At 61.0% G+C, this 24,930-nt stretch carries 21 protein-coding genes and 1 pseudogene; 14 read left to right on the forward strand and 8 right to left on the reverse strand.

The window, feature by feature from the left end; genetic code table 11:
- The first annotated feature begins 3 nt into the window (after nt 1-3).
- The 5 genes from Q0601_RS04295 (at nt 4) to purU (ending at nt 5,652) form a co-directional block, all read left to right on the forward strand.
- Entirely contained in the window at nt 4-294 is a 291-nt protein-coding gene (locus Q0601_RS04295; RefSeq protein WP_119746958.1) for a sarcosine oxidase subunit delta, read from the forward strand.
- Nucleotides 291-3,227 (forward strand): sarcosine oxidase subunit alpha family protein, encoded by a 2,937-nt coding sequence (locus tag Q0601_RS04300; protein WP_305287515.1) that lies wholly within the window; start codon nt 291-293, stop codon nt 3,225-3,227. The genes Q0601_RS04295 and Q0601_RS04300 overlap by 4 nt, the downstream gene beginning before the upstream one ends.
- Nucleotides 3,220-3,786 carry a sarcosine oxidase subunit gamma gene (locus tag Q0601_RS04305; protein WP_305287517.1) on the forward strand — a complete coding sequence of 189 codons (567 nt, stop codon included), beginning with the start codon at nt 3,220-3,222 and terminating at the stop codon, nt 3,784-3,786. Before Q0601_RS04300 ends, Q0601_RS04305 begins: the two co-directional genes overlap by 8 nt.
- Nucleotides 3,783-4,688, forward strand: coding sequence for a bifunctional methylenetetrahydrofolate dehydrogenase/methenyltetrahydrofolate cyclohydrolase FolD (gene folD, locus Q0601_RS04310; RefSeq protein WP_305287519.1), 906 nt, complete (start codon nt 3,783-3,785; stop codon nt 4,686-4,688). Before Q0601_RS04305 ends, folD begins: the two co-directional genes overlap by 4 nt.
- A 79-nt stretch (nt 4,689-4,767) precedes the next feature.
- Nucleotides 4,768-5,652: a formyltetrahydrofolate deformylase gene (gene purU / locus Q0601_RS04315; RefSeq protein WP_305287458.1), complete on the forward strand. Its 885-nt coding sequence runs from the start codon at nt 4,768-4,770 to the stop codon at nt 5,650-5,652.
- Between the two features lie 117 nt (nt 5,653-5,769).
- On the opposite strand, the pseudogene Q0601_RS04320 reads toward purU, so the two are convergent.
- Nucleotides 5,770-6,865 (reverse strand): annotated as a pseudogene (locus tag Q0601_RS04320) (DUF475 domain-containing protein).
- 602 nt (nt 6,866-7,467) lie between these two features.
- Here Q0601_RS04320 and Q0601_RS04325 point away from each other — a divergent pair.
- The 3 genes from Q0601_RS04325 to Q0601_RS04335 all read left to right on the forward strand — a co-directional run bounded on the left by Q0601_RS04325 (nt 7,468) and on the right by Q0601_RS04335 (nt 10,066).
- Entirely contained in the window at nt 7,468-8,748 is a 1,281-nt protein-coding gene (locus Q0601_RS04325; protein WP_305287522.1) for a hemolysin family protein, read from the forward strand.
- A gap of 712 nt (nt 8,749-9,460) precedes the next feature.
- Nucleotides 9,461-9,685 carry a twin-arginine translocase TatA/TatE family subunit gene (locus Q0601_RS04330; protein WP_305287524.1) on the forward strand — a complete coding sequence of 75 codons (225 nt, stop codon included), beginning with the start codon at nt 9,461-9,463 and terminating at the stop codon, nt 9,683-9,685.
- Between the two features lie 39 nt (nt 9,686-9,724).
- Entirely contained in the window at nt 9,725-10,066 is a 342-nt protein-coding gene (locus tag Q0601_RS04335; protein ID WP_305287525.1) for a hypothetical protein, read from the forward strand.
- 492 nt (nt 10,067-10,558) lie between these two features.
- Here the strand turns inward: Q0601_RS04335 and Q0601_RS04340 are convergent, their stop codons facing one another.
- Nucleotides 10,559-11,698, reverse strand: a complete 1,140-nt coding sequence (locus Q0601_RS04340) for an AI-2E family transporter (protein ID WP_370656091.1) — start codon at nt 11,696-11,698, stop codon at nt 10,559-10,561.
- A 509-nt stretch (nt 11,699-12,207) separates the two neighbouring features.
- Here Q0601_RS04340 and Q0601_RS04345 point away from each other — a divergent pair.
- The 3 genes from Q0601_RS04345 (at nt 12,208) to Q0601_RS04355 (ending at nt 15,308) form a co-directional block, all read left to right on the forward strand.
- A complete protein-coding gene (locus Q0601_RS04345; protein ID WP_305287527.1) occupies nt 12,208-13,152 on the forward strand; it encodes a LysR family transcriptional regulator in 945 nt (314 codons plus the stop codon).
- 365 nt (nt 13,153-13,517) lie between these two features.
- Complete coding sequence (locus Q0601_RS04350) at nt 13,518-14,723, forward strand: NAD-dependent formate dehydrogenase (RefSeq protein ID WP_305287529.1); 1,206 nt, start codon at nt 13,518-13,520, stop codon at nt 14,721-14,723.
- Nucleotides 14,724-14,786: 63 nt separating this feature from the next.
- Nucleotides 14,787-15,308, forward strand: a complete 522-nt coding sequence (locus Q0601_RS04355; protein WP_305287531.1) for an HPP family protein — start codon at nt 14,787-14,789, stop codon at nt 15,306-15,308.
- A gap of 293 nt (nt 15,309-15,601) precedes the next feature.
- Here Q0601_RS04355 and glcF read toward each other — a convergent pair whose 3' ends face one another.
- The 3 genes from glcF to Q0601_RS04370 are packed head-to-tail and all read right to left on the reverse strand — an operon-like array spanning nt 15,602 to nt 19,468.
- Nucleotides 15,602-16,906 carry a glycolate oxidase subunit GlcF gene (gene glcF, locus Q0601_RS04360; protein ID WP_305287534.1) on the reverse strand — a complete coding sequence of 435 codons (1,305 nt, stop codon included), beginning with the start codon at nt 16,904-16,906 and terminating at the stop codon, nt 15,602-15,604.
- A 1-nt stretch (nt 16,907) separates the two neighbouring features.
- Complete coding sequence (glcE, locus tag Q0601_RS04365) at nt 16,908-18,029, reverse strand: glycolate oxidase subunit GlcE (RefSeq protein WP_305287536.1); 1,122 nt, start codon at nt 18,027-18,029, stop codon at nt 16,908-16,910.
- A complete protein-coding gene (locus tag Q0601_RS04370; RefSeq protein WP_305287883.1) occupies nt 18,026-19,468 on the reverse strand; it encodes an FAD-linked oxidase C-terminal domain-containing protein in 1,443 nt (480 codons plus the stop codon). Before Q0601_RS04370 ends, glcE begins: the two co-directional genes overlap by 4 nt.
- A 99-nt stretch (nt 19,469-19,567) precedes the next feature.
- Here Q0601_RS04370 and Q0601_RS04375 point away from each other — a divergent pair, with 99 nt between their 5' ends.
- Nucleotides 19,568-20,338, forward strand: coding sequence for a FadR/GntR family transcriptional regulator (locus Q0601_RS04375; RefSeq protein ID WP_305287538.1), 771 nt, complete (start codon nt 19,568-19,570; stop codon nt 20,336-20,338).
- Nucleotides 20,339-20,410: 72 nt separating this feature from the next.
- Here the strand turns inward: Q0601_RS04375 and map are convergent, their stop codons facing one another.
- Nucleotides 20,411-21,211: a type I methionyl aminopeptidase gene (gene map / locus Q0601_RS04380; RefSeq protein WP_305287540.1), complete on the reverse strand. Its 801-nt coding sequence runs from the start codon at nt 21,209-21,211 to the stop codon at nt 20,411-20,413.
- A 102-nt stretch (nt 21,212-21,313) separates the two neighbouring features.
- Between map and Q0601_RS04385 the strand changes: the two genes are divergently transcribed.
- Nucleotides 21,314-22,054, forward strand: a complete 741-nt coding sequence (locus tag Q0601_RS04385) for a competence/damage-inducible protein A (RefSeq protein ID WP_305287542.1) — start codon at nt 21,314-21,316, stop codon at nt 22,052-22,054.
- Complete coding sequence (locus Q0601_RS04390) at nt 22,054-22,770, forward strand: GNAT family N-acetyltransferase (protein ID WP_305287543.1); 717 nt, start codon at nt 22,054-22,056, stop codon at nt 22,768-22,770. Before Q0601_RS04385 ends, Q0601_RS04390 begins: the two co-directional genes overlap by 1 nt.
- 155 nt (nt 22,771-22,925) lie before the next feature.
- On the opposite strand, the gene Q0601_RS04395 is transcribed toward Q0601_RS04390, so the two are convergent.
- Together Q0601_RS04395 and Q0601_RS04400 are read right to left on the reverse strand one after the other, a co-directional pair.
- The gene (locus tag Q0601_RS04395) at nt 22,926-23,876 is read right to left on the reverse strand and encodes a sugar-binding transcriptional regulator (protein ID WP_305287545.1); all 951 of its coding nucleotides are present in this window, start codon (nt 23,874-23,876) and stop codon (nt 22,926-22,928) included.
- 72 nt (nt 23,877-23,948) lie between these two features.
- Entirely contained in the window at nt 23,949-24,881 is a 933-nt protein-coding gene (locus Q0601_RS04400; RefSeq protein ID WP_305287546.1) for a sugar phosphate isomerase/epimerase family protein, read from the reverse strand.
- Nucleotides 24,882-24,930 lie beyond the last annotated feature (49 nt).

Here is a 24,930-nt window from a genome sequence, read left to right on the forward strand (position 1 = left end):
GTCATGCTGATCCCCCATCCCCTGCTTGGTCTTCGTGACGCACAGGAGTTCACATATCTGGGCGATGCAAGGCTGATCGATCGCCCGGACGGCATGGCCGAGGGCGCCGAGGCGGCTTTCGCCGAATATGTTTATCTGCGCGACAACCCGGCGGGTGTGCATCGCGAGCTGTGGTTTCACGAACAGGGCGACCGCTCGTGGCTGATCGTGACCCGCGATACCGTCACACATGAGATCCTTGGGGCCGAACTGGCCCGCAATGTGGCCCTTGCGGCAAATGGAGGTGAGGCATGACCCGGCTTTCCGGAGGGCTGATCGACCGTTCCCGCAGCCTGAATTTCACCTTTGATGGCCGAAAGCTTACCGGGCATCCGGGCGACACGCTGGCCTCGGCGCTGCTGGCCAATGATGTGCGGCTGATGGGGCGCAGTTTCAAATATCACCGCCCACGGGGGCTGATCGCGGCGGGATCGGAGGAACCGAATGCGCTGGTCGAACTGCGCGGTGGGGCACGGCAAGAGCCGAATACCCGCGCCACGGTAGCGGAACTGTTCGACGGGCTGGACGCCCGCAGCCAGAACCGTATCGGTTCGCTGAGGTTCGATCTGCTGGCAGTGAATGATCTTTTCTCACCCTTCTTCGCAGCGGGATTCTATTACAAGACCTTTATGTGGCCGAAGGCGTTCTGGGAAAAGCTCTACGAACCTGCGATCCGCAGGGCGGCGGGGCTGGGCAGCCTGTCGATGCAGGCCGATCCCGACGCTTACGACAAAGGTTTCCTGCATTGCGACCTGTTGGTGATCGGCGGCGGCGCGGCGGGGCTTGCCGCGGCGCAGGCGGCGGCGCGTTCCGGCGCGCGGGTGATCCTTGCCGACGAGGATTTCCGTCTGGGCGGCCGCTTGATGGCCGAGACGCATCTGCTGGATGATGCGCCCGCCACCGGCTGGGTTTCGGGCGTGGAAGAGGAACTGGCAAGCCTGCCCAATCTGCGCATCATGCGCCGCACCACGGTTTTCGGCGCCTTCGATCACGGCATCTATGGCGCGGTCGAGCGGGTCGCGGATCATCTTCCCGAGCCGGGGGACAAGCCTCGCCAGACCCTGTGGCGGATCACCGCGAAACGTGCGGTATTGGCGGCAGGTGCGGTCGAGCGTCATATTCCCTTCGCCAATAACGACCGTCCGGGCATTATGCTTGCGGGGGCAATGCGGGCATTCGCCAATCGCTGGGCTGTCAGCCCTGCCGCCCGGGTGGCCATCTTCACCAATAATGACGATGGGCATCGCACCGCGATCGATCTTGCCGCCAAGGGAGTCGATATCGCCGGTGTCATCGACAGCCGCGACAACGTGACGGCGATGGGAAGTTATCCGGTCTTCGCCGGCGGCGTGGTCAGCGATGCCAAGGGCCGGCTTGGCCTGACGCAGGTCGAGGTGACGCAGAACGGACGGAGCCAGTGGATCGATTGCGGCGCGCTTGGGGTTTCGGGCGGCTGGAATCCGAATCTGCATCTGGCCTCGCATCACCGGGGCCGTCCGGTCTGGGACGAGGCGCTGCAAAGCTTCGTTCCCGCCAAGGACGGTCCTCCGGGCCTGATCGTCGCCGGTGCCGCGAACGGGCAGGGCAGCACTGCTGCCGCGCTACGCTCGGGTGCAGAGGCCGCCGTGCAGGCATTGGGAGAATTGGATATCACGGCCACGTTGCCCGATCTGCCGCAGGCCGAGGATGTGGTATCGAAGCCGCATGCGCTTTGGCATGTGCCGGGCAGGGGCCGGGCATGGGTGGATTTCCAGAACGATGTCACGGTCAAAGATATCAAACTGGCCCATCAGGAAAACATGCGCCCGGTCGAGCATCTGAAACGCTGGACCACGCTTGGCATGGCGACCGATCAGGGCAAGACGGCGAATGTCACCGCCCTTGCGATCATGTCGGAACTGACCGGCAAACCGATCCCCGAGACCGGGACGACGATCTTCCGCCCTCCTTATTCCGGTGTATCGCTGTCGGTGCTGGGCGGCGGAAACACGGCCGAGCATTTCCGCCCCCGCCGCCTGACGCCGACCCATCACTGGGCCGAGGCTCAGGGCGCGGTTTTCGTCGAGGTCGGGCCGTGGATGCGCGCGCAATATTTCCCTCGTCCGGGCGAAACCCATTGGCGTCAGACCGTCGACCGCGAGGTTCTGGCCACCCGCGAGGGCGTCGGCATCTGCGACGTGACCACGCTTGGCAAGGTTGACGTGCAGGGCGCCGATGCGGGGGAATTCCTGAACCGGCTTTACTGCAATGGCATGAAGACCCTGAAAACCGGCATGGTCCGTTATGGGTTGATGCTGCGCGAGGATGGTATCGCATGGGACGACGGCACCTGCGCGCGTCTGGCCGAGGATCATTACGTCGTCACCACTACCACGGCACAGGCAGGGCCGGTCTATCGGCATATGGAATTCGCCCGGCAATGTCTGTGGCCCGAAATGGATGTGCAGTTGATTTCGACCACCGATGCCTGGGCGCAGGTCTCGGTTGCCGGTCCGAATGCGCGCCGGCTGCTGGAACGGATCATGGATGAGGGTGTCGATATCTCGAACGAGGCATTCCCCTTCATGGCCTGCAAAAGCCTGACCATCTGCGGCGGGCTCAGGGCGCGGTTGTTCCGTATCTCATTCTCGGGCGAGCTGGCCTATGAGGTCGCGGTACCGACGCGTTACGGCAATGCGTTGATGCAACGGTTGATCGAGACCGGCGCGGATCTGGGCGCGACTCCTTACGGGACCGAGGCGCTTGGCGCACTCCGGATCGAAAAGGGCCATGCGGCAGGCAACGAGCTGAACGGCCAGACCAGCCCGCAGATGCTGGGCATGGACCGGATGGTCTCGACCAAGAAGGACAGTATCGGCGCGGTGATGTCACGGCGCGAGGGGCTGGCCGCCGATACAAGGCGGCTGGTCGGGCTGCAGCCGGTCGATTCCGCTCAGCCGGTACTGGCCGGGATGCATTTATTCACCGAGGGCGCCGCGCAGAATACCGAGACGGATCAGGGCTGGATCACCTCGGCCTGTTATTCCCCGCATGTCGGTTCCGCCATCGGGCTGGGCTTTCTGGCCCGTGGCGACGAGCGTATGGGTGAGGTGATAACCGGAGCGAACCCGCTGGACCAACAGCAGGTCGCGTTGCGCGTCGTCTCACCCCATTTTGTGGACCCGGACGGAGGACGCCTGCGTGACTGACCTGACACCGATCACCGCCTTGGGGGCATCCGCGCCTGCCGATCAGCATTTCGGCCCGCTGCGGATTTCCGAGAACGCCGATATGGCGCTGGCATCGCTGGCGCTGCGCCGGGCTGCCGACATGCCAGCGCCGATGGGGCTGGAGCTGCCCGCGCCGGGGAAATGGTCCCAGGGGCAAGGGGTGGCCGCCTTCTGGACCGGTCCCGATCAATGGATGATCGAGGCCGAAACCCGCGCCACCGAGGATTTCGCCGCGGAACTGGCCTCTCATGCGCCGGGTTGCTCGATCACCGAACAGACCGACGCATGGACCGTTTTCGAGATCACATCGGATCGCGGCGATGCGCCGATACGGGCCATGATGGAAAAACTGGTCAATATTGATACCGGAAGCTTTGGCCCCGGAAGCGCGACCCGCACCGGGTTGCATCACCTCAGCGTTTTCCTTGTCCGCCGCGCCGAGGACCGGCTTGCAGTGATGACGATGCGCAGTATGGCGCGCGATCTTTGGCATGTGCTGCAGGAAACCGCCAGACGTCTGAAGGGAGAACCGGCATGAGCGATATACCCGTCAACCAAGAGGCTCTGATCGACGGAAAGGCATTCTCTGCGAATGTCCGGCAGCGTGTCGCTGCGCATGTGGCGCAGTTGAAGGCGCAGGGGATCACGCCGGGGCTTGCCGTGGTGCTGGTCGGCGAGGATCCGGCCAGCGAGGTTTATGTTCGCAACAAGGGGATCCAGACCCGCGAGGCGGGGATGAATTCTTACGAGCACAAGCTGCCGGCCGACACCACACAGGACGCGTTGATGGCATTGGTCGAGCAGCTCAATGCCGATGATGCGGTGCATGGGATTCTGGTGCAGTTGCCACTGCCGGATCATCTGGATTCCGAGGCGGTGCTGAATGCGATCGATCCGGCCAAGGATGTCGATGGTTTCCATATCCTCAATGTCGGCTTGCTGGCGACCGGGCAGAAGGCCATGGTGGCCTGTACGCCGCTGGGCTGCCTGATGATGCTGCGCGACCGTCTGGGGGATCTGTCCGGGTTGAACGCGGTGATCGTCGGGCGCAGCAATATCGTCGGCAAGCCGATGGCGCAATTGCTGCTGCGCGACAGTTGCACCGTCACCATTGCCCATAGCCGGACCCGCGATCTGGGCGAGGTCTGCCGCCGCGCGGATATTCTTGTCGCTGCGGTGGGCAGGCCAAAGATGATCCCGGGTGACTGGATCAAACCGGGTGCGACGGTGATCGACGTGGGCATCAACCGGATCGAAGAAGCTGGGAAGACGCGGCTTGTCGGGGATGTCGATTTCGACACGGCCCAAGCGGTCGCGGGCGCGATCACCCCGGTACCGGGCGGTGTCGGCCCGATGACCATTGCCTGCCTTCTGGCCAATACGCTGACAGCCTGCTGCCGCGCGGCAGGGCTGCCCGAACCCGACGGGCTGACTGCCTAAGGCGGCGCCTCTGTGCGCTAGAGAAAACAGACGATCTGGCGGGGCATGATTCACTCCCCGCTCATGAGAGGATACATTCATGACGAAATTCTGCCTTACCGTTGCCTGCGAATCCACCCGGGGGATCGTTGCGGCCATTTCCGGCTATCTTGCCGATCAGGGCTGCAATATCACCGCCAGCTCGCAATATGACGACCCGCAGACCGGGAAGTTCTTCATGCGGGTCAGCTTCGCCTCGGAAAAGGGGACCACGCTGGACAAGCTGGGCAAGGGCTTTGCCGAGACGGCGAAATCGGGCGGCATGAGCTATCAGTTCCATGACGAGTCGGCCAAGATGAAGGTGGTGGTGATGGTCTCGCGCTTCGGGCATTGCCTGAACGATCTCTTGTATCGCTGGCGGATCGGGGCGCTTCCGATCGATATCGTGGCGGTGATCTCGAACCATCTGGACTATCAGAAGGTGGTGGTTAACCACGATATTCCGTTTCATTACATCAAGGTGACGAAAGAGAACAAGCCAGAGGCCGAGGCGGCGCAGATGCGCGTTGTCGAGGAAAGCGGGGCGGAACTGATCGTTCTGGCGCGCTACATGCAGGTTCTGTCGGACGAGATGTGCACGAAAATGTCGGGGCGGATCATCAATATCCACCATTCCTTCCTGCCGAGTTTCAAGGGCGCGAACCCGTATAAACAGGCCTATGAGCGCGGTGTGAAACTGATCGGGGCGACCTCGCATTACGTGACGGCGGATCTGGACGAGGGTCCGATCATCGAGCAGGACATCATCCGGGTGACGCATGGTCAATCGCCCGAAGATTACGTGAGCCTTGGGCGCGACGTGGAAAGCCAGGTTCTGGCGCGGGCGATCCATGCGCATGCGAACCACCGGGTGTTTCTGAACGGCAACAAGACGGTGGTTTTCCCCGCCTCGCCCGGATCCTTCTCGAGCGAGCGGATGGGGTGATGCGACGATTGACCGCTGGGTTTGGGCCCGGATAGGAGGCATCAAGGGCGGCGTGGATAGCCGCCCTTTCGTATGGTTTCAAAGATCCGGCCTGATACAGCGAGACCCGTTGAGGCATCAGGACTGATGCAAGGCCTCGGCTCTGTTCGCCTGAATCGAAGCCCATAGCGACAACCCGATCAGACCCGCTCCGGACAGCCCGGTAATGACCTCGGGGATATGGATCAGCGACTGGGCGAACATCACCGCGGAAAGCGTGATAATCGCATAGAAGGCGCCGTGTTCGAGATAGCGATAGTGCAACTGCGTCCCTTTTCGACCAGCATGATAGTCATCGAGCGCACATACATTGCGCCGATCCCCAAGCCGACGGCGATGACGAACAGGCTCTGCGTAAGCGCGAAGGCACCGATGACCCCGTCGAAACTGAAGGAGGCATCCAGAACTTCCAGATACAGGAACGCCCCCAATCCACCGCGGGCCGCGGTTTTCAGGGTTTCCTGCGTGCTGTCCAGCACCCCGCCAAGACCTCGACCAGTAGGAAGGTCAGCAGCCCCCAGATCGCGGCGGTAAAGAATATCTGCCGGTCCGGGCCGTCCTGCAGATGCGCGAAACCCAGCACCGCCAGAAGGGTGATGGTGACCTCGATCCCCCGGATGCCGGCATAGCGTTGCATGGGGCGTTCGAGCCCGTGAAACCAGTGGACATCCTTTTCGCTGTCGAAGAAGAAGCTCAGCCCGACCATCATCAGGAAGGTGCCGCCGAATGCCGCGATGGGCAGATGCGCGTCATGCATGATGCGCGCGTATTCGCCAGGGTTCGCGGCAGCAAGCACGATGGCCTGCACCGGGCCGATATTTGCCGCGATGACCACGATCAGCAGAGGAAACACGATCCGCATCCCAAACGCTGCGATCAGAATACCCCAGGTCAGGAAGCGTCGCTGCCATTCGGGGCGCATATCTTTGAGCTTGTTGGCATTGACGATAGCGTTGTCGAAGGAAGGCGAGATTTCCAGTACGGCGAGTACCGCACATATGAAGAAGATGGTCAGCACCCCACTCACCATGCCGGTGGTCTGCCAACCCAGCAGCGCTCCAAGCACAAGACCCAGAGCGGTGACGATATAGGCCCAGCGGAAGTAATGAAAAGTTGTGCGTGAACCCACGCCATCAGCGCGGCCATCGCCCGAAGGGGTTGTCCGATCTTGCATATAAATTTGATCTCGGCGGCAGAGAATGCTGCGGTGCGCCGACATCACGAAACGCCGTCCGTATCGTCAGATGGGGCCCCGGTCACCGAAACTTCGCCCGCATGGGCGGCAGATTTGATTTAGGGTGTTTAATGTGATCCGCGATGGCTACGGTGAAAGCGTGACGGATTCTCCGGCTCCTGCTCCATGGATAATATGCCCGATGAGAAGGAATTATGCAGTTCATGGAACGGGATGACCTGGATCAGCGGAGTTTCGCCGGCAATGCGATGGCTTTTTATGCCGGTGGGGTGCCGTCCTCGATATGGCTGGCTATAATTTGATTTTTTGTGACTTATCAAGTCTTACAGATGTAAACCTCTTGAAGAATATCAACAGCCGATCCCGGATTCGGTCCCAGTATGGGCTGGATGCGCATATGATCATGACGATCACCGGAACATATGGTCTTGGCGCTTCCATGCTGTCAGGATCAGTTGTTATCTTCTTGGCTGTCGCGCATGATTTCGTTTACGGGTTTCCGGAGACGAAGATTTTTTCAAGAGTGAAGACTTTCTCCTGAATTCAAAAAAATCCCTGACCCCGCACGGAATCATAGGAATATGCTACTCGAAATTCTGATCGTCTTTGTCCTGACGCTTGTGAATGGCGTACTTGCCATGTCCGAACTTGCCATCGTTTCCTCACGCAAGGCACGTCTTCAGGTCATGGCAGACAATGGCAGCCGCGGGGCCAGAACCGCGATGCGTCTTGCGGCCGATCCGGGCCGGTTCCTGTCAAGCGTGCAGATCGGTATCACCCTGGTCGGTATTCTCGCCGGTGCCTTTTCCGGGGCGACGCTTGGCGTGAGGATGGCGGATGCCCTGGCAGCAGCCGGGCTGAGTCCGGCCCTGGCGCGGACCCTTGGCGTCGGAAGCGTGGTGGTTGCGATTACATATATGTCGTTGATTTTCGGTGAACTGGTACCCAAACAGATCGCGCTTCGTGCCCCCGAGAGTTCGGCCGCCCGGATCGCGCCGCTTCTTCATGGGATTGCGGTTGTCGCTGCGCCGATTGTCTGGCTGCTCGACAAATCCGGCAAGCTGGTGCTTGCGCTTCTTGGTCAGTCCGGCGATCCGGATAGCGGCGTGACGGATGAGGAAGTCAGGATGGTCCTGTCCGAGGCGCGCTCGGCGGGCATCATGGAGGAAGCCGAGACCGATATGATCGCCGGCGTGATGCGGATCGCCGACCGCACGGCACGCGGGCTGATGGTGCCGCGGCACGAGGTCAAGCTTGTGGAGGTGACGGATGATCTGGCGACGGTGGGTAAGCGATTTCGGGAAACCGACCATTCACGCCTACCCGTTCGTGATGGGGAACCTGACGAGATCATAGGCGTCGTCAAATCGCGTGATTTCCTTGATGCAGAAGTCTCCGGCAAGGTGCCGGAACTGCGCGATCTGATCGTCGAGGCGCCGGTGGTGCGTGACGGGATGGCTGCGCTTGATGTGTTGGAAACCCTGCGCAAATCTCCGGCCCATATGGTTTTAGTTTACGACGAATATGGCCATTTCGAGGGCATCATCACCCCGATGGACGTGCTTGAGGCGATTGTCGGCGAATTCCACGAAGGCGAGGGTGCAGAGGCGAAGATCATTTCCCGCGAGGATGGCAGCCTGCTGGTGGCGGGCTGGACACCGGTTGACGAATTTGCGGAACGGATCGGCTGGGCGCTCGACAAGGATCGCGACTATGCGACGGTCGCGGGGCTTGTATTGGAGAAGATGGAAACGCTGCCGCGATTGGGTGAACATTTCGATCTTGGCGGATGGCGGATCGAGGTGGTGGATGTGGATGGCCGCAGAATCGACAAGCTTCTGGTATGGCGCAAGCCCGAGTGAGACGGCTTCTCCCCCAAGCGTCGATATCCGGCGGTTCCCGGGCAGGCACTCTGAAGCCCGTCAGAGCATATTCCGGTCATGGTGCCGGGCGAAGGGGGGATGTTACCGCTCGGGTTGCAGCCGAGAATGCAAGCCGCGTCACGGATCGCACCCGGCACCAACCTTGCTGCAAAGGGCGGAATATGCTTAATCTGCTGCGATGAGTATGCAGAGGGCTTACTTTCCACGGCAGGCAGCGGTACGGCTTTGCCGCGCCGTGGTTTCGCTGTTTCTGATCGTGGGGCTGCTGTTCCTTGCGGCTCTTCAATTCGAAAACGATTCTTCCCGGCTTTCGGTTATTGATACCGAGCGTTCCTCGGTTCATTTCTATGCGCCTTCGGAAACCGCGTTTCGCGCTGCGGATCATCGGAATGAGCCAAAATCGCATGACAGTCCGCCCGTCGACCTGATCCGGGACGCGGAAGCGACGTTTCCGGATCAATACAGTCCGGTAGAGTGGACGCCTTGCAACAGACCGGATTGCAGCCGGTCCTATTTTCGGCCGATCTCCCGCGCTCCTCCTGTCGCGTAATCCAGCATCATTCCGGCACGGTATCGAATAAGTGCAGCGGAGATCGGATCCGCGCGCTGTAACCGTCGCCTGTAATCTGGAAACCGATACGTGCGTTTCAAATGCACGATCCCTCTTTCATCGGACATCGAGGAACTCAAAATGTTGAACAATATCGGACTTCCCGGCCTGCTTCTTATTGTTATCGTGACGGTTGTTCTGTTTGGGCGTGGCAAGGTCAGCGGCATCATGGGCGAGTTGGGCACCGGCCTGACGGCGTTCAAACGTGGTTTGCGCGAGCCCGAAGACCCGGCGAGTCAGGAATCGGACGTTTCGCGCGGCACCGACGCGACAACCGAATCGGGCCATCTCGACGGCAAATCATAAACCCCGTCGCTGACATTCATCTTCGTTAAGAACACTGCTTTGAACCGGCTTCGTCATATTGCGGTAATCTGTACCGGCGGCTTGCTGCTGCTTGCACTTCTGAGTGCGACCTCGTTGCGCGGGACCGATACGGGCCGCCTTGGGTCGGCCCACATCAGCAGACTTGGCGATCAGCTGGCCGTTCTGGTGACGACAAAAGCGAATAGCGTCGTTTTCACCGCGCAGCGCGACAATGACGGTTTCCCGCCATCTGCGGTTACGCTGCCCGTGCCACCCGATGACAATCGGATGATGCCGGTGACATGGACCGGCCGGGCCGGGCCGGTTCCACAAGCGGGGATTTTGCCGCATGCGCCACGGGCGCCACCGCGTCACACCTGATGCCGGACCTCTGGTCCGGTGAACCGATCCAGAATCGAATTATCAGGAAAGACGACATGTCTCAGAAACACCCTTCCACTTCGGAACCGGGAAAATCCGTGGTTTCCGAAGAGGTTCTCTTTCGCTGTCCTGACTGTGAGGCTCCTATGGAGTTCGGGCAGAAAGCCTGCTCGTCCTGCGGCTGTCGCAGGCCAACAGCCGCAAGGCAGACGCTTATCCAGTGGCTTCTTTTTATCGTGATTATGTCTGCCATTCTGGCAGCTGGTATCTTTCTGACCGGAGGTGGCTGATGAAAAGTACGAAACTCAAACTTGCCCTCGCGGTATTTCTGGCGCTGGCAATCGTCGGGGGCGATCTGCTCGCACAATTAGGGTTTTGACCGGAAGGACCAGCCTGCCGCATGGCGATGGGCTGGTCCAACCCCGCGTCTGCCCGTGTTGCATGATGCGTAATTGTCAGGATTGGCCTGCGGCAGCCGGTATCGGCCCGCCGCTACTTTCGCGCCATGATCTCTCGTTGCCATTCCCGCCAGATCGCAACCAGTAACGCCATCAGCACCGGCCCCACGAACAGCCCGACCAACCCCATCGTCTTGACGCCGCCAATCAGGCCGAAAAAGGTTGCAAGGAAAGGCAGCTTGACCGGCCCACCGACCAGTGCTGGACGGATCGTCTTGTCGACGATGAAAAGCTCGACCGTGCCCCAGACGAACAAAGCGGCACCTTCATAGACCGAACCGCTGAAGACCAGATAGATCGAGATCAACGTGAAAGACAAAGGCGCACCGCCGGGGATAAGCGCCATGAACCCTGTGATGACGCCAAAAACGATCGGCGATGGCACTCCGGCAAGCCAATAGGCGATACCCAGAACCACGCCTTCACAGATGGCGATCAGGGACATTCCGGTGACTGTCGAGCTTATCGTCGCTGGAACCATGCGCGACAGGTGATCCCACCGGCCCGGCAGGATACGGGCGCCAACCCTGTCCAGCTGCTCGACGATCATGTCGCCGTTGCGGTAAAATACGAACAAGGCGATCAATGTGAAAACGACATTGAGCGCCAGGTGGAAGGCCATTGATCCGGCGGACAGCACACCTCGATACAGATTGGCGATGTTTGAACCGCTTACGGTCTGAACAAGCTCGCCAATCGCGCCGGGACGTCCGATATACTCCAGCCATTGCTCGTCCAGCCAAGAGCCAATCCCCGGAATCGAGGCGATCCAGCCCGGTGTTCCTGCGCCTGTCCCGTTGATTTCGATCGCCCAAATGATCCAGATGCGCAATTCCCGCGCGGCGTAGATCAACGCAAGAGATATCGGCACGACCAGAAGGGCAAGCACCAGCAGGATAAGTAATGCTGCGGCCAGATTGCGCGGCAATCCGAGTTCATTCGTGAAATGTGACCTGATTGACCAGCTTGCGACCGCCATTATTCCCGCCGCGAGCATCGGAATCAGGAAACCGTGGAAGAAATAGACCGACGCGACGATCACCACGACCAGCAGCCAGCGCGCGATCGATTGATCCGTCACGAGTGGGCGAAGATGTCCACGCTGCGGAATCGAAGACCCGGGTCTGTCTGTCAGCTGCTTTGTTCGGTCCGCTTCGGAAGGCTCTGTATTCATTTATCGGTTCCCGCGTGTTCTGTCGTATCGGGTAGTCGGGCCTGCCGCGTCGATTTCGACTCTTTCCCGGGGAGTGGAGAGGGTTTGGGGACGACGCCGGTCATGGCAATCAGGGTCGACAGCATGTCGAGATCCGTGCGGGAATATAAAACCATGATGCATGAATGTACCATCAATCGATCCGAAACAAGCGGGTTGGCCTCTGTCGTGCCCGGAGTCAGGATATTTGGCATATCTTTCGATCCGGATTGATGAAATTCGGATCAAATCTTATTGTTGTTTTGGACTGCGGTTCCCGGGTGTTGCAGAAAAGCATGCCATGCGGCCGGATAGATGAATGGCTGCGGTTCTGCATCCATCCGCGGGATTCTCATGCATCAATCTGATTTGCGGGCAAATCATCATCCGTCTCTGCCGGAAAGGAGGCCTGGAAGCTGGGGGATTGAAACATTCAATATGTCCTTTAGAATATAACGTTCAGCACATTTTCAGACAAGTTCAGGGAACCGATGCTCATCCGACACCTCAGGTTCTTCGTGAAGCTTGCCGAAGAACAGCATTTCGGGCGGGCGGCAGAGCTGTGTAACGTCACCCAGCCAACCCTATCGCAAGCGATCCGCAAGCTTGAAGACGATCTTGGTCTGGCGTTGATCGTTCGGGGGCATCGCTTCATGTCCATGACGGCCGAGGGAGAAAAGGTCCTGAAATGGGGACGGCAGATACTGGCCGATTACGACAGTCTGCATGACGATCTTGCGGGCAAGAAGAAAAAGGGTCTGAACGGGAAGCTTCGCCTTGGCGTTATCCCGGCGGCAATGCCTTCAGTCTCGTTTCTGACGGAACAGTTCGCCGACAGCAATCCCCTGGCGCATATCGAGATCCGGTCAATGACGTCCCGTGCCATCCAGAAAGGGTTGGATACGTTCGAAATCGACGGCGGCATCACCTATCTCGACAATGAGGCGCTCGAGAATGTCCGGTGTTTTCCCCTTTATAACGAACGTTATGTCTTTGCCGGCCATGCCAGCCATCCTTTGATGGAGGCCGAGACCGTCAGCTGGGTTCAGGCAATTGCGCAACCGCTTTGCCTTCTTTCCGACGATATGCAGAACCGGAGGATCCTTGACGGGATTGCCACCATGGCAGGCGTCGAATTGCGCCCGACTGTCGTCAGCAATTCTTTTCTCGGGGTCGCATCGCATCTGCGCAGCGGCCTTTGGTGCGCAATCGTCCCGCACAGCTTTCGCCACCTGTTCGAGGGCGTTCCCAATCTGGCCATGCGCGATATGGCCGAACCTGTGCATTGGCAGACGATCGGATTGGTGCTGAGCGACCGCTCTCCGCCCTCACCGATGGCATTGGCGTTGCAGGATTGCGTGGGAAGCGCCGAAATCAGGCGAAATCTGGATCAGGCATTCGGGGAAAGCGCCCCGGCAGCGCCGCCTTCGCAGTAACGGATCGGAAATGCACAGCCAAAAGGGTTGAGGCTTGGCCGGCGTATCGGTCGCGTCGACGTCGCCTGTTCAACCCCCCATTTTCATCGGCGGTTCTGGCATATCGCCCTGCCTGCATGGGGGGACGATTGGGTTCGCCTATGAATGCATGCGTATTATTCATTGGATGATGCATGCTGCCTTGTGCAAGCTGTTTCTGTCGAACAAGACATCTCGCTTATCCCGAGGCATCCAGACGGCAACCCGCAAATCATCCGGTCACGTACCGGTCGCCTGTCCAGATCGGGACAGGCCGGTGATCGCGCATGCTGATTTCCGGTTTGCGGAAAATGCTCTGGCGACCTCCCGACCTGAAAGGAAGACAAATGGCCAAGGTAGTATGCGTTCTTTACGACGATCCGGTTGATGGGCATCCGACCTCATATGCCCGCGACGACCTGCCGAAGATCGACCAATATCCCGATGGCCAGACCCTGCCTTCGCCCAAAGCGATCGATTTTCAGCCTGGCGAGATGCTGGGCTCGGTCTCGGGTGAGCTGGGCTTGCGGAAATATGTCGAATCCCTGGGGCATGAATTTGTCGTAACCTCGTCGAAAGACGGCCCTGATTCCGAACTGGAAAAGCATCTTGCCGATGCCGAGGTTGTCATCTCGCAACCATTCTGGCCTGCCTATCTGACCGCTGAGCGTATCGCCAAGGCGCCCAGGCTGAAACTGGCCCTGACCGCCGGGATCGGTTCGGATCATGTCGATCTGCAAGCCGCGATGGACAACGACGTCACCGTGGCCGAGGTCACCTATTGCAACTCGATCTCGGTGGCCGAGCATGTCTGCATGATGATCCTTGGCCTCGTGCGCAATTATATCCCTTCTTACAACTGGGTGATGAAGGGCGGCTGGAATATCGCCGATTGCGTGGCGCGGTCCTATGATGTCGAGGGCATGCATGTGGGTACGGTCGCGGCCGGGCGCATCGGTCTGGCGGTGCTGAGACGGCTGAAACCCTTTGACATGCATCTGCATTACAATGACCGCCACCGGTTGCCGGAAGCGGTGGAAAAGGAACTGGGCCTGACCTGGCATGCCACCCGTGAAGAGCTTTACGCGGCTTGCGACGTCGTGACGCTGAACTGCCCGCTGCATCCCGAAACCGAGCATATGATCAATGACGAGACGCTGAAACTGTTCAAACGCGGCGCCTATCTGGTCAATACCGCCCGCGGCAAGCTGTGCGACCGCGACTCCATTGCCCGGGCGCTGGAAAGCGGACAGCTGGCGGGCTATGCGGGCGATGTGTGGTTCCCCCAGCCCGCGCCGCAGGACCATCCATGGCGGACCATGCCGAATCATGGCATGACGCCGCATATCTCGGGCACATCGTTGTCGGCGCAGGCGCGCTATGCGGCGGGCACGCGCGAGGTCCTTGAATGCCATTTCGAGGGCCGCCCGATCCGTGACGAATACCTGATCGTGCAGGGCGGTAACCTGGCCGGAGTCGGGGCGCATTCCTATTCGAAAGGGAACGCGACCGGCGGGTCCGAGGAAGCCGCGAAATTCGAAAAGGTCAAATAAGCAGAAAACAGGCGGGCTCGCGCGGGGCGTCTGCGCGGGCCGTTCATTTGTCCGGAAGAAAAAATGTCATACGATACCGAAGCCACTCCCGCCGCGTCGCCTGCCGGCGCGCTTGCAGCCCATATCCGCAAGGCCGGCCCTCTCGCCCTGATTTCGGGGCTGGGCGGCGCGCTTGCCATCTGGGCCCTGGCGATGCTGACGCAGTCGCTGGAACAGGCACTGCTGATCGCTCCGTTCGGAGCAAGCTGCGTTCTGCTATTCGCGCTCCCCTCCAGCCCGCTGGCACAGCCGCGCAATGTGATCGGCGGGCATTTCCTGTCGGCCCTGGTGGGGCTGCTGGTGCTGATGCTGGTGGGTGACGGCGCTTTGGCCTGCGGGATCGGTGTCGGTCTGGCGATTGCGGTCATGCAAATCACCGGCACCGTTCATCCGCCCGCCGGAGGCAACCCGCTGGTGGTCATTCTGACCGGTGCAGGCTGGTCCTTTCTGGCGGTGCCGGTTCTGGCCGGAACGATCGCGCTGGTTGCATTGGCCTGGGCCTATCATCAGACCATCTCCAAACGCAGCTACCCGGTTGAACTGTGAGATCGGGGAACCGGAGCGTGTCGCGTCGAATCGGAAACGCCGTTATTTGCGTCCCGCGACGGCCGGGGCCACTGCCCGTCGCCGGCTGGTTCTCGAACCAGTGGCGCGACCCGCCGGCGACCACCGAGGTATTTGGGCAAAGAAGAAGGAGAGGAAGAAGCGAATCCGGGCGGGCGTGGCATGTTTCGGAGACGATGTTCTAGGACCTTCCTCCGTGCCTGAAACAATCCCGCATCATTTACGTTTGATCTTGCGGTCCTCGGCCCGCCTGATCTTCCGGCGGAAGGGAGGGATCACGACGCCAAACCTGCGGCTTCCAATCCCTGCGGGATAGGTCCTCCGGTTGCCCAGTCCAGTAATTCGACGGTGTGGACGACCGGCACGGCGGTTCCCGATCCGATCTGCATCATGCAGCCGATATTCCCCGCACTGATCACCTGCGGTTGAAGCGCTTCGAGTGTCTCGACCTTGCGGGATTTCAATTCACCAGAGATTTCCGGCTGCATCAGGTTATAGGTCCCCGCCGATCCGCAGCAGATATGGCTGTTCTGCGGCTCGACGATCTCGAAACCCGCCTGCGCCAGAAGCTCTTTCGGGGTCGCCCTGATCTGCTGGCCATGCTGCAGCGAGCAGGCGGCATGATAGGCGACGCGCAGCGGTTTTGCATGGGTGGCGTCGCGCAGGCCGATATCGGCCATCACTTCGGTGATATCCTTTGCGAGCCCCGCGATTCTTGCAGCGTCCGCGGCCAGAGGGTCGCTCTGGAACATATGGCCATAATCCTTGACCGTGGTGCCGCAGCCCGAGGTGTTGATGATCACGGCATCCAGCCCCTTGCCGTCAAGCTCTGCCGTCAGGGCTTGGATATTCGCGGCGGCCATTGCATGGCTTTCATCGGTCCGGCCCATATGATGGGTCAATGCTCCGCAGCAGCCGATCCCCTTAGGGATCACCACCTCGCAGCCATGACGGCGCAACAGGCTGATAGTGGCGCGGTTGATATCCGGGTCGAGAACCCGCTGGGCGCAGCCGGTCAAAAGCGCCACACGCCGGATCGGCTTGCCATCGGCCGGGTAAATCTGCGGCTCGTCTCGGCGATCGGTCCGCGGGATGTTGCGCGGCACCATGTCCAGCATCGCCCGCAGCCGCGCGTCGGGCAGCAGGCGCCGGAAGGGCCGCGCAAGTCCCGCACCGGTCAGGGCAAGCCTGAACCGGGCCGGATACGGAAGTATCCGCGACAGCAGCCAGCGCAAGGCGCGCTCGAACGGGGGGCGGCGGTAATGCTGTTCGATATATTCGCGGGCATGATCCACCAGATGCATGTAATCCACGCCCGAGGGGCAGGTGGTCATGCAGGACAGGCAGGACAGGCAGCGGTCGATATGCCTGACGGTCTTGTCGTCCGGCACCCGGTTGTTTTCCAGCATGTCCTTGATCAGGTAGATGCGCCCGCGCGGGCTATCCAACTCGTCCCCAAGGATCTTGTAGGTCGGGCAGGTCGCCGTGCAGAAGCCGCAATGGACGCAGGACCGCAAGATCTCGTTCGAGCGGGCCGTGGCGGGATCGGCAAGCTGTTCCGGGGTGAAGCTCGTCTGCATGTCAACTGTCCATCAGGCCGGGGTTGAGGATGCCCGCCGGATCGAAGCGGCGACGCAATTCCTGTGAAAGGCGGGTGATCGCGGCGGCTTCGGGAGGGAAGGCTGGGCCGGGGACACCACCGCGCCTGACAAGCGTGGCGTGAGGCGCGATCTGGCGGAGAGAGCTTGCCTCGCCCGGTCCGCAATACCAGATCAGTCCGCCGCCCCAGTCCAGCGATACCCGTCCACCAAGATCGCGCAGCCGCGCGGTGGCGGCGGGGGCATCCGTCGGCTTGACGAGGATCCGCCACAAAGGCAGATCGCCGGCAAAATGGGTGACATCACGCAGCCCGCGCCAAAGTTCCCGGGTGCCAGCCCCATCCAGAGTCTGGATGTCATGAGCGCCGAACATCTCAAGCAGGCGCTGCTGGCGATACTCGACCTGCGGCGGCAGCCCTTCGATCCGCAACCATGCGGTGCCGTCAAGGAATGCCGCACCCGAAACCTCGTAGGGAGTGGCAAGCGCTTTCGAGAAAATGCCAAGCGCCCGCAGTTCATCGGTGCCATGAAAGCCCAGCGTCGCCCGGGCCTGCGCATGGGGTAGCGTCTTGATCGCCACTTCGGTCAATATGCCAAGAGTGCCATGAGAACCGCATAACAGCCGGGACAGGTCGAGACCGGTGACATTCTTCATCACCCGCCCGCCATTTCGCAGAATCCGCCCCTGCCCATCGACAAAGCGCAGGCCAAGAAGGTGATCCCTGCACGCGCCGGTTCTGATCCGACGCGGCCCCGATGCATTGGCGGCAATCGCTCCGCCAATCGTCGGTATACCCCGACCGCCCAGTACCCCCCGCAGGTCGGGCGGCTCAAAGGCCAGCGACTGGCCCTCAGCCTCCAGCATCGCCTCGATCTCGGGCAGCGGGGTGCCGGCGCGGGCGATCAGCGTCATTTCGCCCGGTTCATAGGTCACGATACCCGAGATCGCCGAGACATCCAGCGGGGTCCCGGCGATATGCTTGGTCTCGGTGCGGGTGCCGCCGCCAAGAATGCGCAGCGGCTGGCGGTCTTCGGATGCGGCAGTCAGTAGTTCGGAAAGCTCTGCCTCATCCGTAGGCGCAAGCTGATCGATGATGGTGATCATTCGGCCGCCCTCTGACGATAACGGGCCGAGGAATCCAGCGGAAAGACCTTGGCCGGGTTCAGAAGCCATGCAGGATCGAACACGTCCTTGACCTCCATCTGGATCGCAAGATCATCGGGATCGTATTGCGCTGTCATCAGATCGCGCTTTTCGATCCCCACGCCATGCTCTCCGGTCAGACAGCCGCCGACTTCGACGCAAAGCCGCAGGATGTCGGCGCCGAACGCCTCGGCCCGTTCAAGCTGTCCGGGCTCATTCGCATTGAACAGGATCAGCGGATGCATATTCCCGTCACCGGCATGAAAGACATTCGCGACTTCCAGCCCGTGCTCCTTCGATAACTCGCCGATCCGCCGCAGCGTATGGGGAAGCTGTCCGACCGGAACGGTTCCGTCGAGGCAGATGTAATCACCCAGCCGCCCCATCGCGCCGAATGCCGATTTCCGGCCTTTCCAGATGGCCAGCGCATCATCCGCGTTGCGGCTTTCACGGAATTCGACCGGGTTCAGTGCATCCGCGATTTCGCGGATATGGGCGATCTGGACGGCGATTTCATCCGGCGAGCCCTCGACCTCGACGATCAGCACGGCGGGGCAATCGGGATAACCGGCTTTGGCGAAGTTTTCGACCGCACGCAGGCAGGGCTCGTCCATATATTCGATGGCCACCGGCAATACCCCGGAGCGTATGATCCGCGCCACGCATTCCCCGGCCACCTCGGCGCTGTCGAAGCCGATCAGGACCGGGCGGGCACCTTCGGGACGCGGAAGGATCCGCAGCACCGCCTCGGTGACGATGCCAAGCTGGCCCTCTGATCCGCAAAGCAGACCCAACAGGTCCAGACCCGCCGCACCGGCCTGCGAGCCGCCAAATTCGACGATCTCGCCCGAGGTCAGAACCACGGTCGCGCCCATCAGGTTGTTGGTGGTGACACCGTATTTCAGGCAATGCGCGCCGCCCGAATTCATGGCGATATTCCCCGCGATCGTGCAGGCAAGCTGCGATGAGGGATCGGGCGCGTAGAAGAAGCCATGAGGCGCCAGCACCTCGCTGACGGACAGGTTAGTGACGCCGGTCTGAACGCGCATGAACCGGTTGTCGGTGTCGATTTCCAGAACATCGCGCAGCCGGGCCGTCCCGATCACCACGCAATCCGCCGTGGGCAGCGCGCCACCCGCCAGTGACGTGCCCGCCCCTCGGGGAACCACGGGCACGCCCATTTCCGAACAGATCCGCATGGCGGCCGCGACCTCGGCCGTCGAGCGTGGCAGAACGACCGCAAGCGGCGGGCAGCGATAGGCGGTCAGGGCGTCGCATTCATAGGCGCGGGTTTCGTTGCCGTCCGAAATGACTGTGTCTTCCGGCAACACCTCGCGCAGCGCCGCGACGATCTGCGCTGCGCGGGCCAATATGGTACTGTCGGGCTGGGGCATGATGATGCCGGACATGGGCAACCTCTTCCTGGCGATATCCTTTGGTAAAATAATTTGACCACGGCTGTCAAATAGGTTTCTCTGTCAAAGGATCAGGAGAATGCGATGTCCGGCACGACGATAAAATCCACCAAGGCCGCCGAAAGCGTGGCCCGGCATATCGAAACGCTGATTATCGAGGGCACATTGCGCCCCGGAGAGGCCTTGCTGCCCGAGCGGGAACTGGCGAAACGTCTGAACGTGTCGCGTCCGACCCTGCGCGACGGATTGAAGGCCCTGCAGGACAGGGGATTGCTGCGGCAGGAAGGAAACAGGGGGCTGAGGGTCGCCGCCCTGGGTGCCGGGGCGATCACCGATCCCTTGCTTGAATTGCTGGCCGGACGCGAGGAACTGGCGGATGATTATCTTGAATTCCGCGATATCGTCGAATGTCAGGCGGCTGCGCTGGCCGCGGAACGCGCCAATGAGGTCGATCTGCGCCGTATCCGCGCCTGCCTTGACCGGATCGACCGGGCTTTTGCCACTGCCGAACCCGACGAAGAGGCAGAAGCCGATGCCGAACTGCACCAGCTGATCTATGAGGCGAGCCACAATCTTGTGTTGCTGCAGATCATGCGGGCCCTGTCGGGCGGTCTGCGCCGTGACGTGATCCAGAACCGGGGACGCATGTTCACCCTGCCGCATACCCGTGACCGCCTGCGCGAGCAGCATCACGCCATAGCCTCCGCGATTATCGCCGGAAAGCAGGACGCGGCCCATGACGCGGCCCATCAGCATCTGGGCTATGTTCGCGAAAGCCTGCACCGCCTTCGCGACAGCGAGGCGAAACTGGCCGTATCGAACCGCCGCGATACCGGTGGCGGCCTGACGGGTTAGGGTATGCCGGTTTGGTTCATGACCATCGTTTCAAGGTGACAGGACGGCACAGGCCATTCGTCCTGCCGGAGATCAGTCCAGATCGGGGAAGAACCGTTCGGATGGCGTGAAGATTTCGCAGCCATTTGCGGTAACGCCTATCGAATGCTCGAATTGCGCTGACAGGGACTTGTCGCGGGTCACGGCGGTCCAGTCGTCGGAAAGCGTCTTGGTTTCAGGGCGGCCCAGATTGATCATCGGCTCGATGGTGAAGAACATGCCTTCTTCCAGCACCGGTCCTTTGCCCGCCCGCCCGAAATGCAGAACATTGGGCGGGGCGTGGAAGCTTTGGCCCAGCCCATGGCCGCAGAAATCGCGGACGACGGACATGCGGTGCCCTTCGGCATAGGTCTGGATCGCTGCGCCGATATCGCCGAAAGTCGCGCCGGGCCGGACGGCCTCGATGCCCTTCATCAGCGAATCATGGGTGACCCGGATCAGCCTTTGGGCCTTGATCGGAACTTTCCCGGCCACATACATGCGGCTTGTATCGCCATACCATCCGTCGACGATGACCGTGACATCGATATTCAGGATATCCCCGTCCTTCAGGGTTTTCTGACCCGGTATGCCGTGACAGACGACGTGATTGACACTGATGCAACTGGCATGCTGATAGCCGCGATATCCTATCGTGGCCGAGGTGGCGCCAAGTTCTGTGACCCGGTTGCGGATGAAATCGTCCAGTGCCGCTGTGGTCGCGCCCGGCTCTACCAGTGGCCCGACCTCGTCAAGGATTTGCGAGGCCATAGCGCCGGCCTTGCGCATGCCCGCGAAATCTTCGGCGGCATGGATACGAATACCCTCTTTGGTGATGCGGCTTGCGTCGTTCATCGGCTGTCCTTTCCTCTGTTGGCAAAGATAGTCGCGCCGCCCCACTTGTTCCAGCCCCATACAGCGGCATAGAAGAATGGGGCAGCAGCAAGGGGCAATGTCATGCAATCAGCGAATCCGACGGCAGCCATTCTGGTGATCGGCGACGAGATCCTGTCCGGACGCACCCGCGAAGGCAATGCGCATCATCTGGCGCAGGTTTTGTCCGCGACCGGGTTCGATCTGCGCGAGATGCGGATCGTCGCGGATGACCATGATCAGATCGTTGCGGCCATCCGCGCCCTGGACAGGTCCCTGGGCGGGGCATATGACCTGCTGTTCACATCAGGCGGGATCGGGCCGACGCATGACGATATCACTGCCGATGCCGTGGCGGCGGCGCATGGCACCACGGTCGAGATAAACGACGAAGCGCGGATATTGCTTCAGGCGCGTTGCGACCGGATGGGCATGGAACTGACGCCGAACCGGCTGCGGATGGCGCGGGTTCCCGTTGGCGGCACGCTGATCGACAATGCGGTCTCTGCAGCGCCGGGCTTCTCTATCGGCAATACGCATGTGATGGCCGGCGTCCCCGAGGTATTCCGCGGTATGGTCGATTGGCTGATTCCCCGCTTGCCGGGGGGGCAGCCGGTTCAATCGGAAACGGTCGAGGTCAGGCGCGGCGAAAGCGACGTGGCGGAACAGCTTGAGGAGATGGCCTCGAAATTTCCCGACTTGTCGATGGGTTCTTATCCGTTCCGCGACGAGCAGGGCTGGGGAACCAATCTCGTGGTGCGTGGGCTGGATGCCGCCCGTGTCTCCTTCGCGATGTCCGAATTGCGGCGCGAGTTGGGGCTGTGATGGACACCGCGCTTGCCGAGGCGTTCGAGCTTACATGGCCGGCCGCGGAATATGCGGATGCAGGCGGCTTCCGGGTGGGCCGGGGCATGGGCGCGGGCGGCAGGGTCAGTTCGGCGCGCCGGGTGGGGGACTGGACGCATGACGATATCAAGGCGGCAATCCATCAGCATACGCAATGGAGGCAACCTCCCCTGTTTCGTGCATATGATGATGACCGGGCCCTGACCGGGGCGCTCGCGGAACATGGTTTCTGCCGCGAGAACCCCACCGCCATCATGGCGCTCGAGACATCCGCACTGATCGATCGTGAAATTCCGCCGGTGACGGCTTTTGCGATCTGGCCGCCGCTTGCCATTCAGCGGGAGATTTGGGCATCGGGAAATATCAATCCCGCGCGGCAAAAGGTGATGATGGCGGTTGCTACTCCCCGAAGCTCGATTCTGGGCAGGATCGCGGATCGCGCTGCGGGCACTGCTTTCGTTGCCGTTCATCGGGGCGTGGCGATGGTACATTGCGTTGAAATTCTTCCTGATTTCCGGCGCAGGGGGCTTGCCGGATGGATGATGCGCTGCGCGGCAATTTGGGCGGCCGAGCAAGAGGCCGACCGGATCGGCCTTGCCGTCAGCCGTGCGAATACCGGGGCCGTCGCCCTCTATCGCCAATTGGGTTTCCAGGAGGTCGCCGGATACAGCTATTACGCGCGCCCCGCGGATTAGATCTCCCCGCGAAAGACGTTAACCCCACCCTATCACGCTCTTTCGCCATAAATATTTCGGGGATTCGGGGGCAGCGCCCCCGATCCTGCTCATATGCGGCAATCCGGCGGCAGGGCGCGAAACACTTCGAAGCTTGTTACTCGCTCGTGCCGCAATCATTCCGTCAGCAAACGGGCCGTGTCTTCATCCGTTATCAGCCCCGATAACCGACCGCTGTCCAGTACCGCGCGGATTGCAGCCGTCTTCATCCGCCCGCCCGCGATGGCGACGATGCGGCTGGTCTTGCTTGTGTCCAGCCCCGCTGACAATGTGCGCCTGCTGAGCGTGGTTTCCAACACCCGGCCTTTTGCGTCGAAGAAATGCCCCAGCATCTCCCCGACCGCGCCGATAGCTTTGATTTCATTGATTTCATGCGGCTCGATCATTCCGGATGCGACAAGCTGCGCATCCGCATCGGCGGTTCCGATCCCCGCGAATTTCAATCCGGCATTATTTGCCAGATCGAAAATCTCGCGGACTCCGGGCTGTGCCAGAAGGATTTTCCGGTCCTGTTCGGAATTGGCGAAGAAAGGGACCGGCAGAACATGTGCCTGCGCGCCGGTCTTGTGGGTCAGGCTATGCATGACGTCATGCGGATTGGCGGTGTAATGCCGCGTCAGCCCGCCCAGAAGCGAGACGAAGCGCGTCCCGTTCGCCTCGAAACGCGGCAATTGATGAATAGCTGCGGCAAGCGTGCGGCCATGCCCCAGACCGATCACCTCGCATTCGCGGCGCTCGACCTCACGCCGCAGGAATCCCGCTCCGGCAAGGCCCAAAGCGTGCAGCGGCAGTCCCTTTTCGCCCAGATCGGGCGCGACTTCGCAGGTCTCAAGGCCGTAGCGGGCAACAAGCCGTTCCTCCAGCCTGACGCATTCGACGATTTCGCCGTCGATCGAGACCTTGACCACACCCTCGGCCACGGCGCGGGCGATCAGACGGTGGGTCTTGACCGCTGTCAGCCCAAGCCTCCGGGCGACCGCAGCCTGCGTCAGCCCGCCTACATAATGCAGCCAGGCCGCGCGGGTAGCGAGGCTGTCATCCTGATCGGTGCTGGCTTGCCGCGCCATCAGCGCAAGCCGAGGGTGGCGGAATGATGTGAGCGATAATCCGGCATGATGTCCTCCTGTACGATTGCCCTGTCAGATTTTCAGCTTATCCGCGCCGCTGTCGATATGCGGCGCCCAGAAGGCCACGCTTTCCGCGATCTGATCGATCACCTGACGGTCGTTCGGTTCGCGCTCCTTGAAGCTGAGTTCAAGACAGATCTCGTTATCCCTTGCCCCGCCTTCCGCGAATGCCTGCAACAACGGCTCGGGTTGAATCCGGCCATTCGCGTTGAACTCGGCCGTAAAGGGGCGATGCCCGCCCTTATCCATGAGCGATTGCTTGATATGGATGATCGGCGAGACTTTCGGCACCGCGCGCGCCCATGCATAGGGGTCGTAATCGTCGGGATTATCGCTGGTTACGTCGCCATGATCGATATCGGCCATCATCCACATCGGCACCGCCAGGTTGGCGGTGGTCAGCCGATCTTGCAGCGCCATGCAGGCAGCGATGGTCTCGCCGAATTCGCGCCCGATGCTCATGGGTTCCCAGAAGACATATTCCAGCCCTGCCATCTTCGCATGCTCGGCCAGTTCGGCCCAGCAATCTATGGCGATCCGCGTCAGTTCCTCGCGCCGGGCGGGATCGTCGTAATCGCGATAGGTGAAGATCGCGAATTGCGTCCCGATCGAGTTGCCGCCCAGATCGGCAATGATATCGGCGAAACTCTTGAACCAGTCCAGATAATAGCGGCGAACATCCGGATCGGGATGCCCGAAGTGATTCAGGCGCCCGTAAGGCCCGGTCATTCCGCTGGTGACGCGGACACCGGTCCGGTCAAGAGCTTTGCCCATCTGCCGGGTCAGGCGGCGGTTGACGGGGGCGGGCCATGACGGGTTGATGAATTCATGCGTCAGTTGCAGATCGCGGATACGCAGATCGCGGGCGACGGTATCGATCAGGTCATCCGGGTCAGCGAAGCGGTTGACCAGCGGATTTGTGTTCAGGGAGAGCGTTAAGGGCATGGCGATGTCCCGTGAGGATATTGAGTTGAGCCGCAACGATGCGCTGCTC

It is taken from the genome of Paracoccus wurundjeri (assembly GCF_030678915.1).
Lineage (GTDB): Bacteria > Pseudomonadota > Alphaproteobacteria > Rhodobacterales > Rhodobacteraceae > Paracoccus > Paracoccus onubensis_A.

Excerpts from the sequence above, each read along its gene's own strand:
- Q0601_RS04295 (WP_119746958.1), top strand. The coding sequence starts at position 4 with ATGCTGATCCCCCATCCCCTGCTTGGTCTTCGTGACGCACAGGAGTTC.
- Q0601_RS04300 (WP_305287515.1), top strand. The coding sequence starts at position 291 with ATGACCCGGCTTTCCGGAGGGCTGATCGACCGTTCCCGCAGCCTGAAT.
- folD (WP_305287519.1), top strand. The coding sequence starts at position 3,783 with ATGAGCGATATACCCGTCAACCAAGAGGCTCTGATCGACGGAAAGGCA.
- purU (WP_305287458.1), top strand. The coding sequence starts at position 4,768 with ATGACGAAATTCTGCCTTACCGTTGCCTGCGAATCCACCCGGGGGATC.
- Q0601_RS04325 (WP_305287522.1), top strand. The coding sequence starts at position 7,468 with ATGCTACTCGAAATTCTGATCGTCTTTGTCCTGACGCTTGTGAATGGC.
- Q0601_RS04330 (WP_305287524.1), top strand. The coding sequence starts at position 9,461 with ATGTTGAACAATATCGGACTTCCCGGCCTGCTTCTTATTGTTATCGTG.
- Q0601_RS04340 (WP_370656091.1), bottom strand. The coding sequence starts at position 11,698 with ATGAATACAGAGCCTTCCGAAGCGGACCGAACAAAGCAGCTGACAGAC.
- Q0601_RS04345 (WP_305287527.1), top strand. The coding sequence starts at position 12,208 with ATGCTCATCCGACACCTCAGGTTCTTCGTGAAGCTTGCCGAAGAACAG.
- Q0601_RS04350 (WP_305287529.1), top strand. The coding sequence starts at position 13,518 with ATGGCCAAGGTAGTATGCGTTCTTTACGACGATCCGGTTGATGGGCAT.
- Q0601_RS04355 (WP_305287531.1), top strand. The coding sequence starts at position 14,787 with ATGTCATACGATACCGAAGCCACTCCCGCCGCGTCGCCTGCCGGCGCG.
- glcF (WP_305287534.1), bottom strand. The coding sequence starts at position 16,906 with ATGCAGACGAGCTTCACCCCGGAACAGCTTGCCGATCCCGCCACGGCC.
- glcE (WP_305287536.1), bottom strand. The coding sequence starts at position 18,029 with ATGATCACCATCATCGATCAGCTTGCGCCTACGGATGAGGCAGAGCTT.
- Q0601_RS04375 (WP_305287538.1), top strand. The coding sequence starts at position 19,568 with ATGTCCGGCACGACGATAAAATCCACCAAGGCCGCCGAAAGCGTGGCC.
- map (WP_305287540.1), bottom strand. The coding sequence starts at position 21,211 with ATGAACGACGCAAGCCGCATCACCAAAGAGGGTATTCGTATCCATGCC.
- Q0601_RS04385 (WP_305287542.1), top strand. The coding sequence starts at position 21,314 with ATGCAATCAGCGAATCCGACGGCAGCCATTCTGGTGATCGGCGACGAG.
- Q0601_RS04390 (WP_305287543.1), top strand. The coding sequence starts at position 22,054 with ATGGACACCGCGCTTGCCGAGGCGTTCGAGCTTACATGGCCGGCCGCG.
- Q0601_RS04395 (WP_305287545.1), bottom strand. The coding sequence starts at position 23,876 with ATGGCGCGGCAAGCCAGCACCGATCAGGATGACAGCCTCGCTACCCGC.
- Q0601_RS04400 (WP_305287546.1), bottom strand. The coding sequence starts at position 24,881 with ATGCCCTTAACGCTCTCCCTGAACACAAATCCGCTGGTCAACCGCTTC.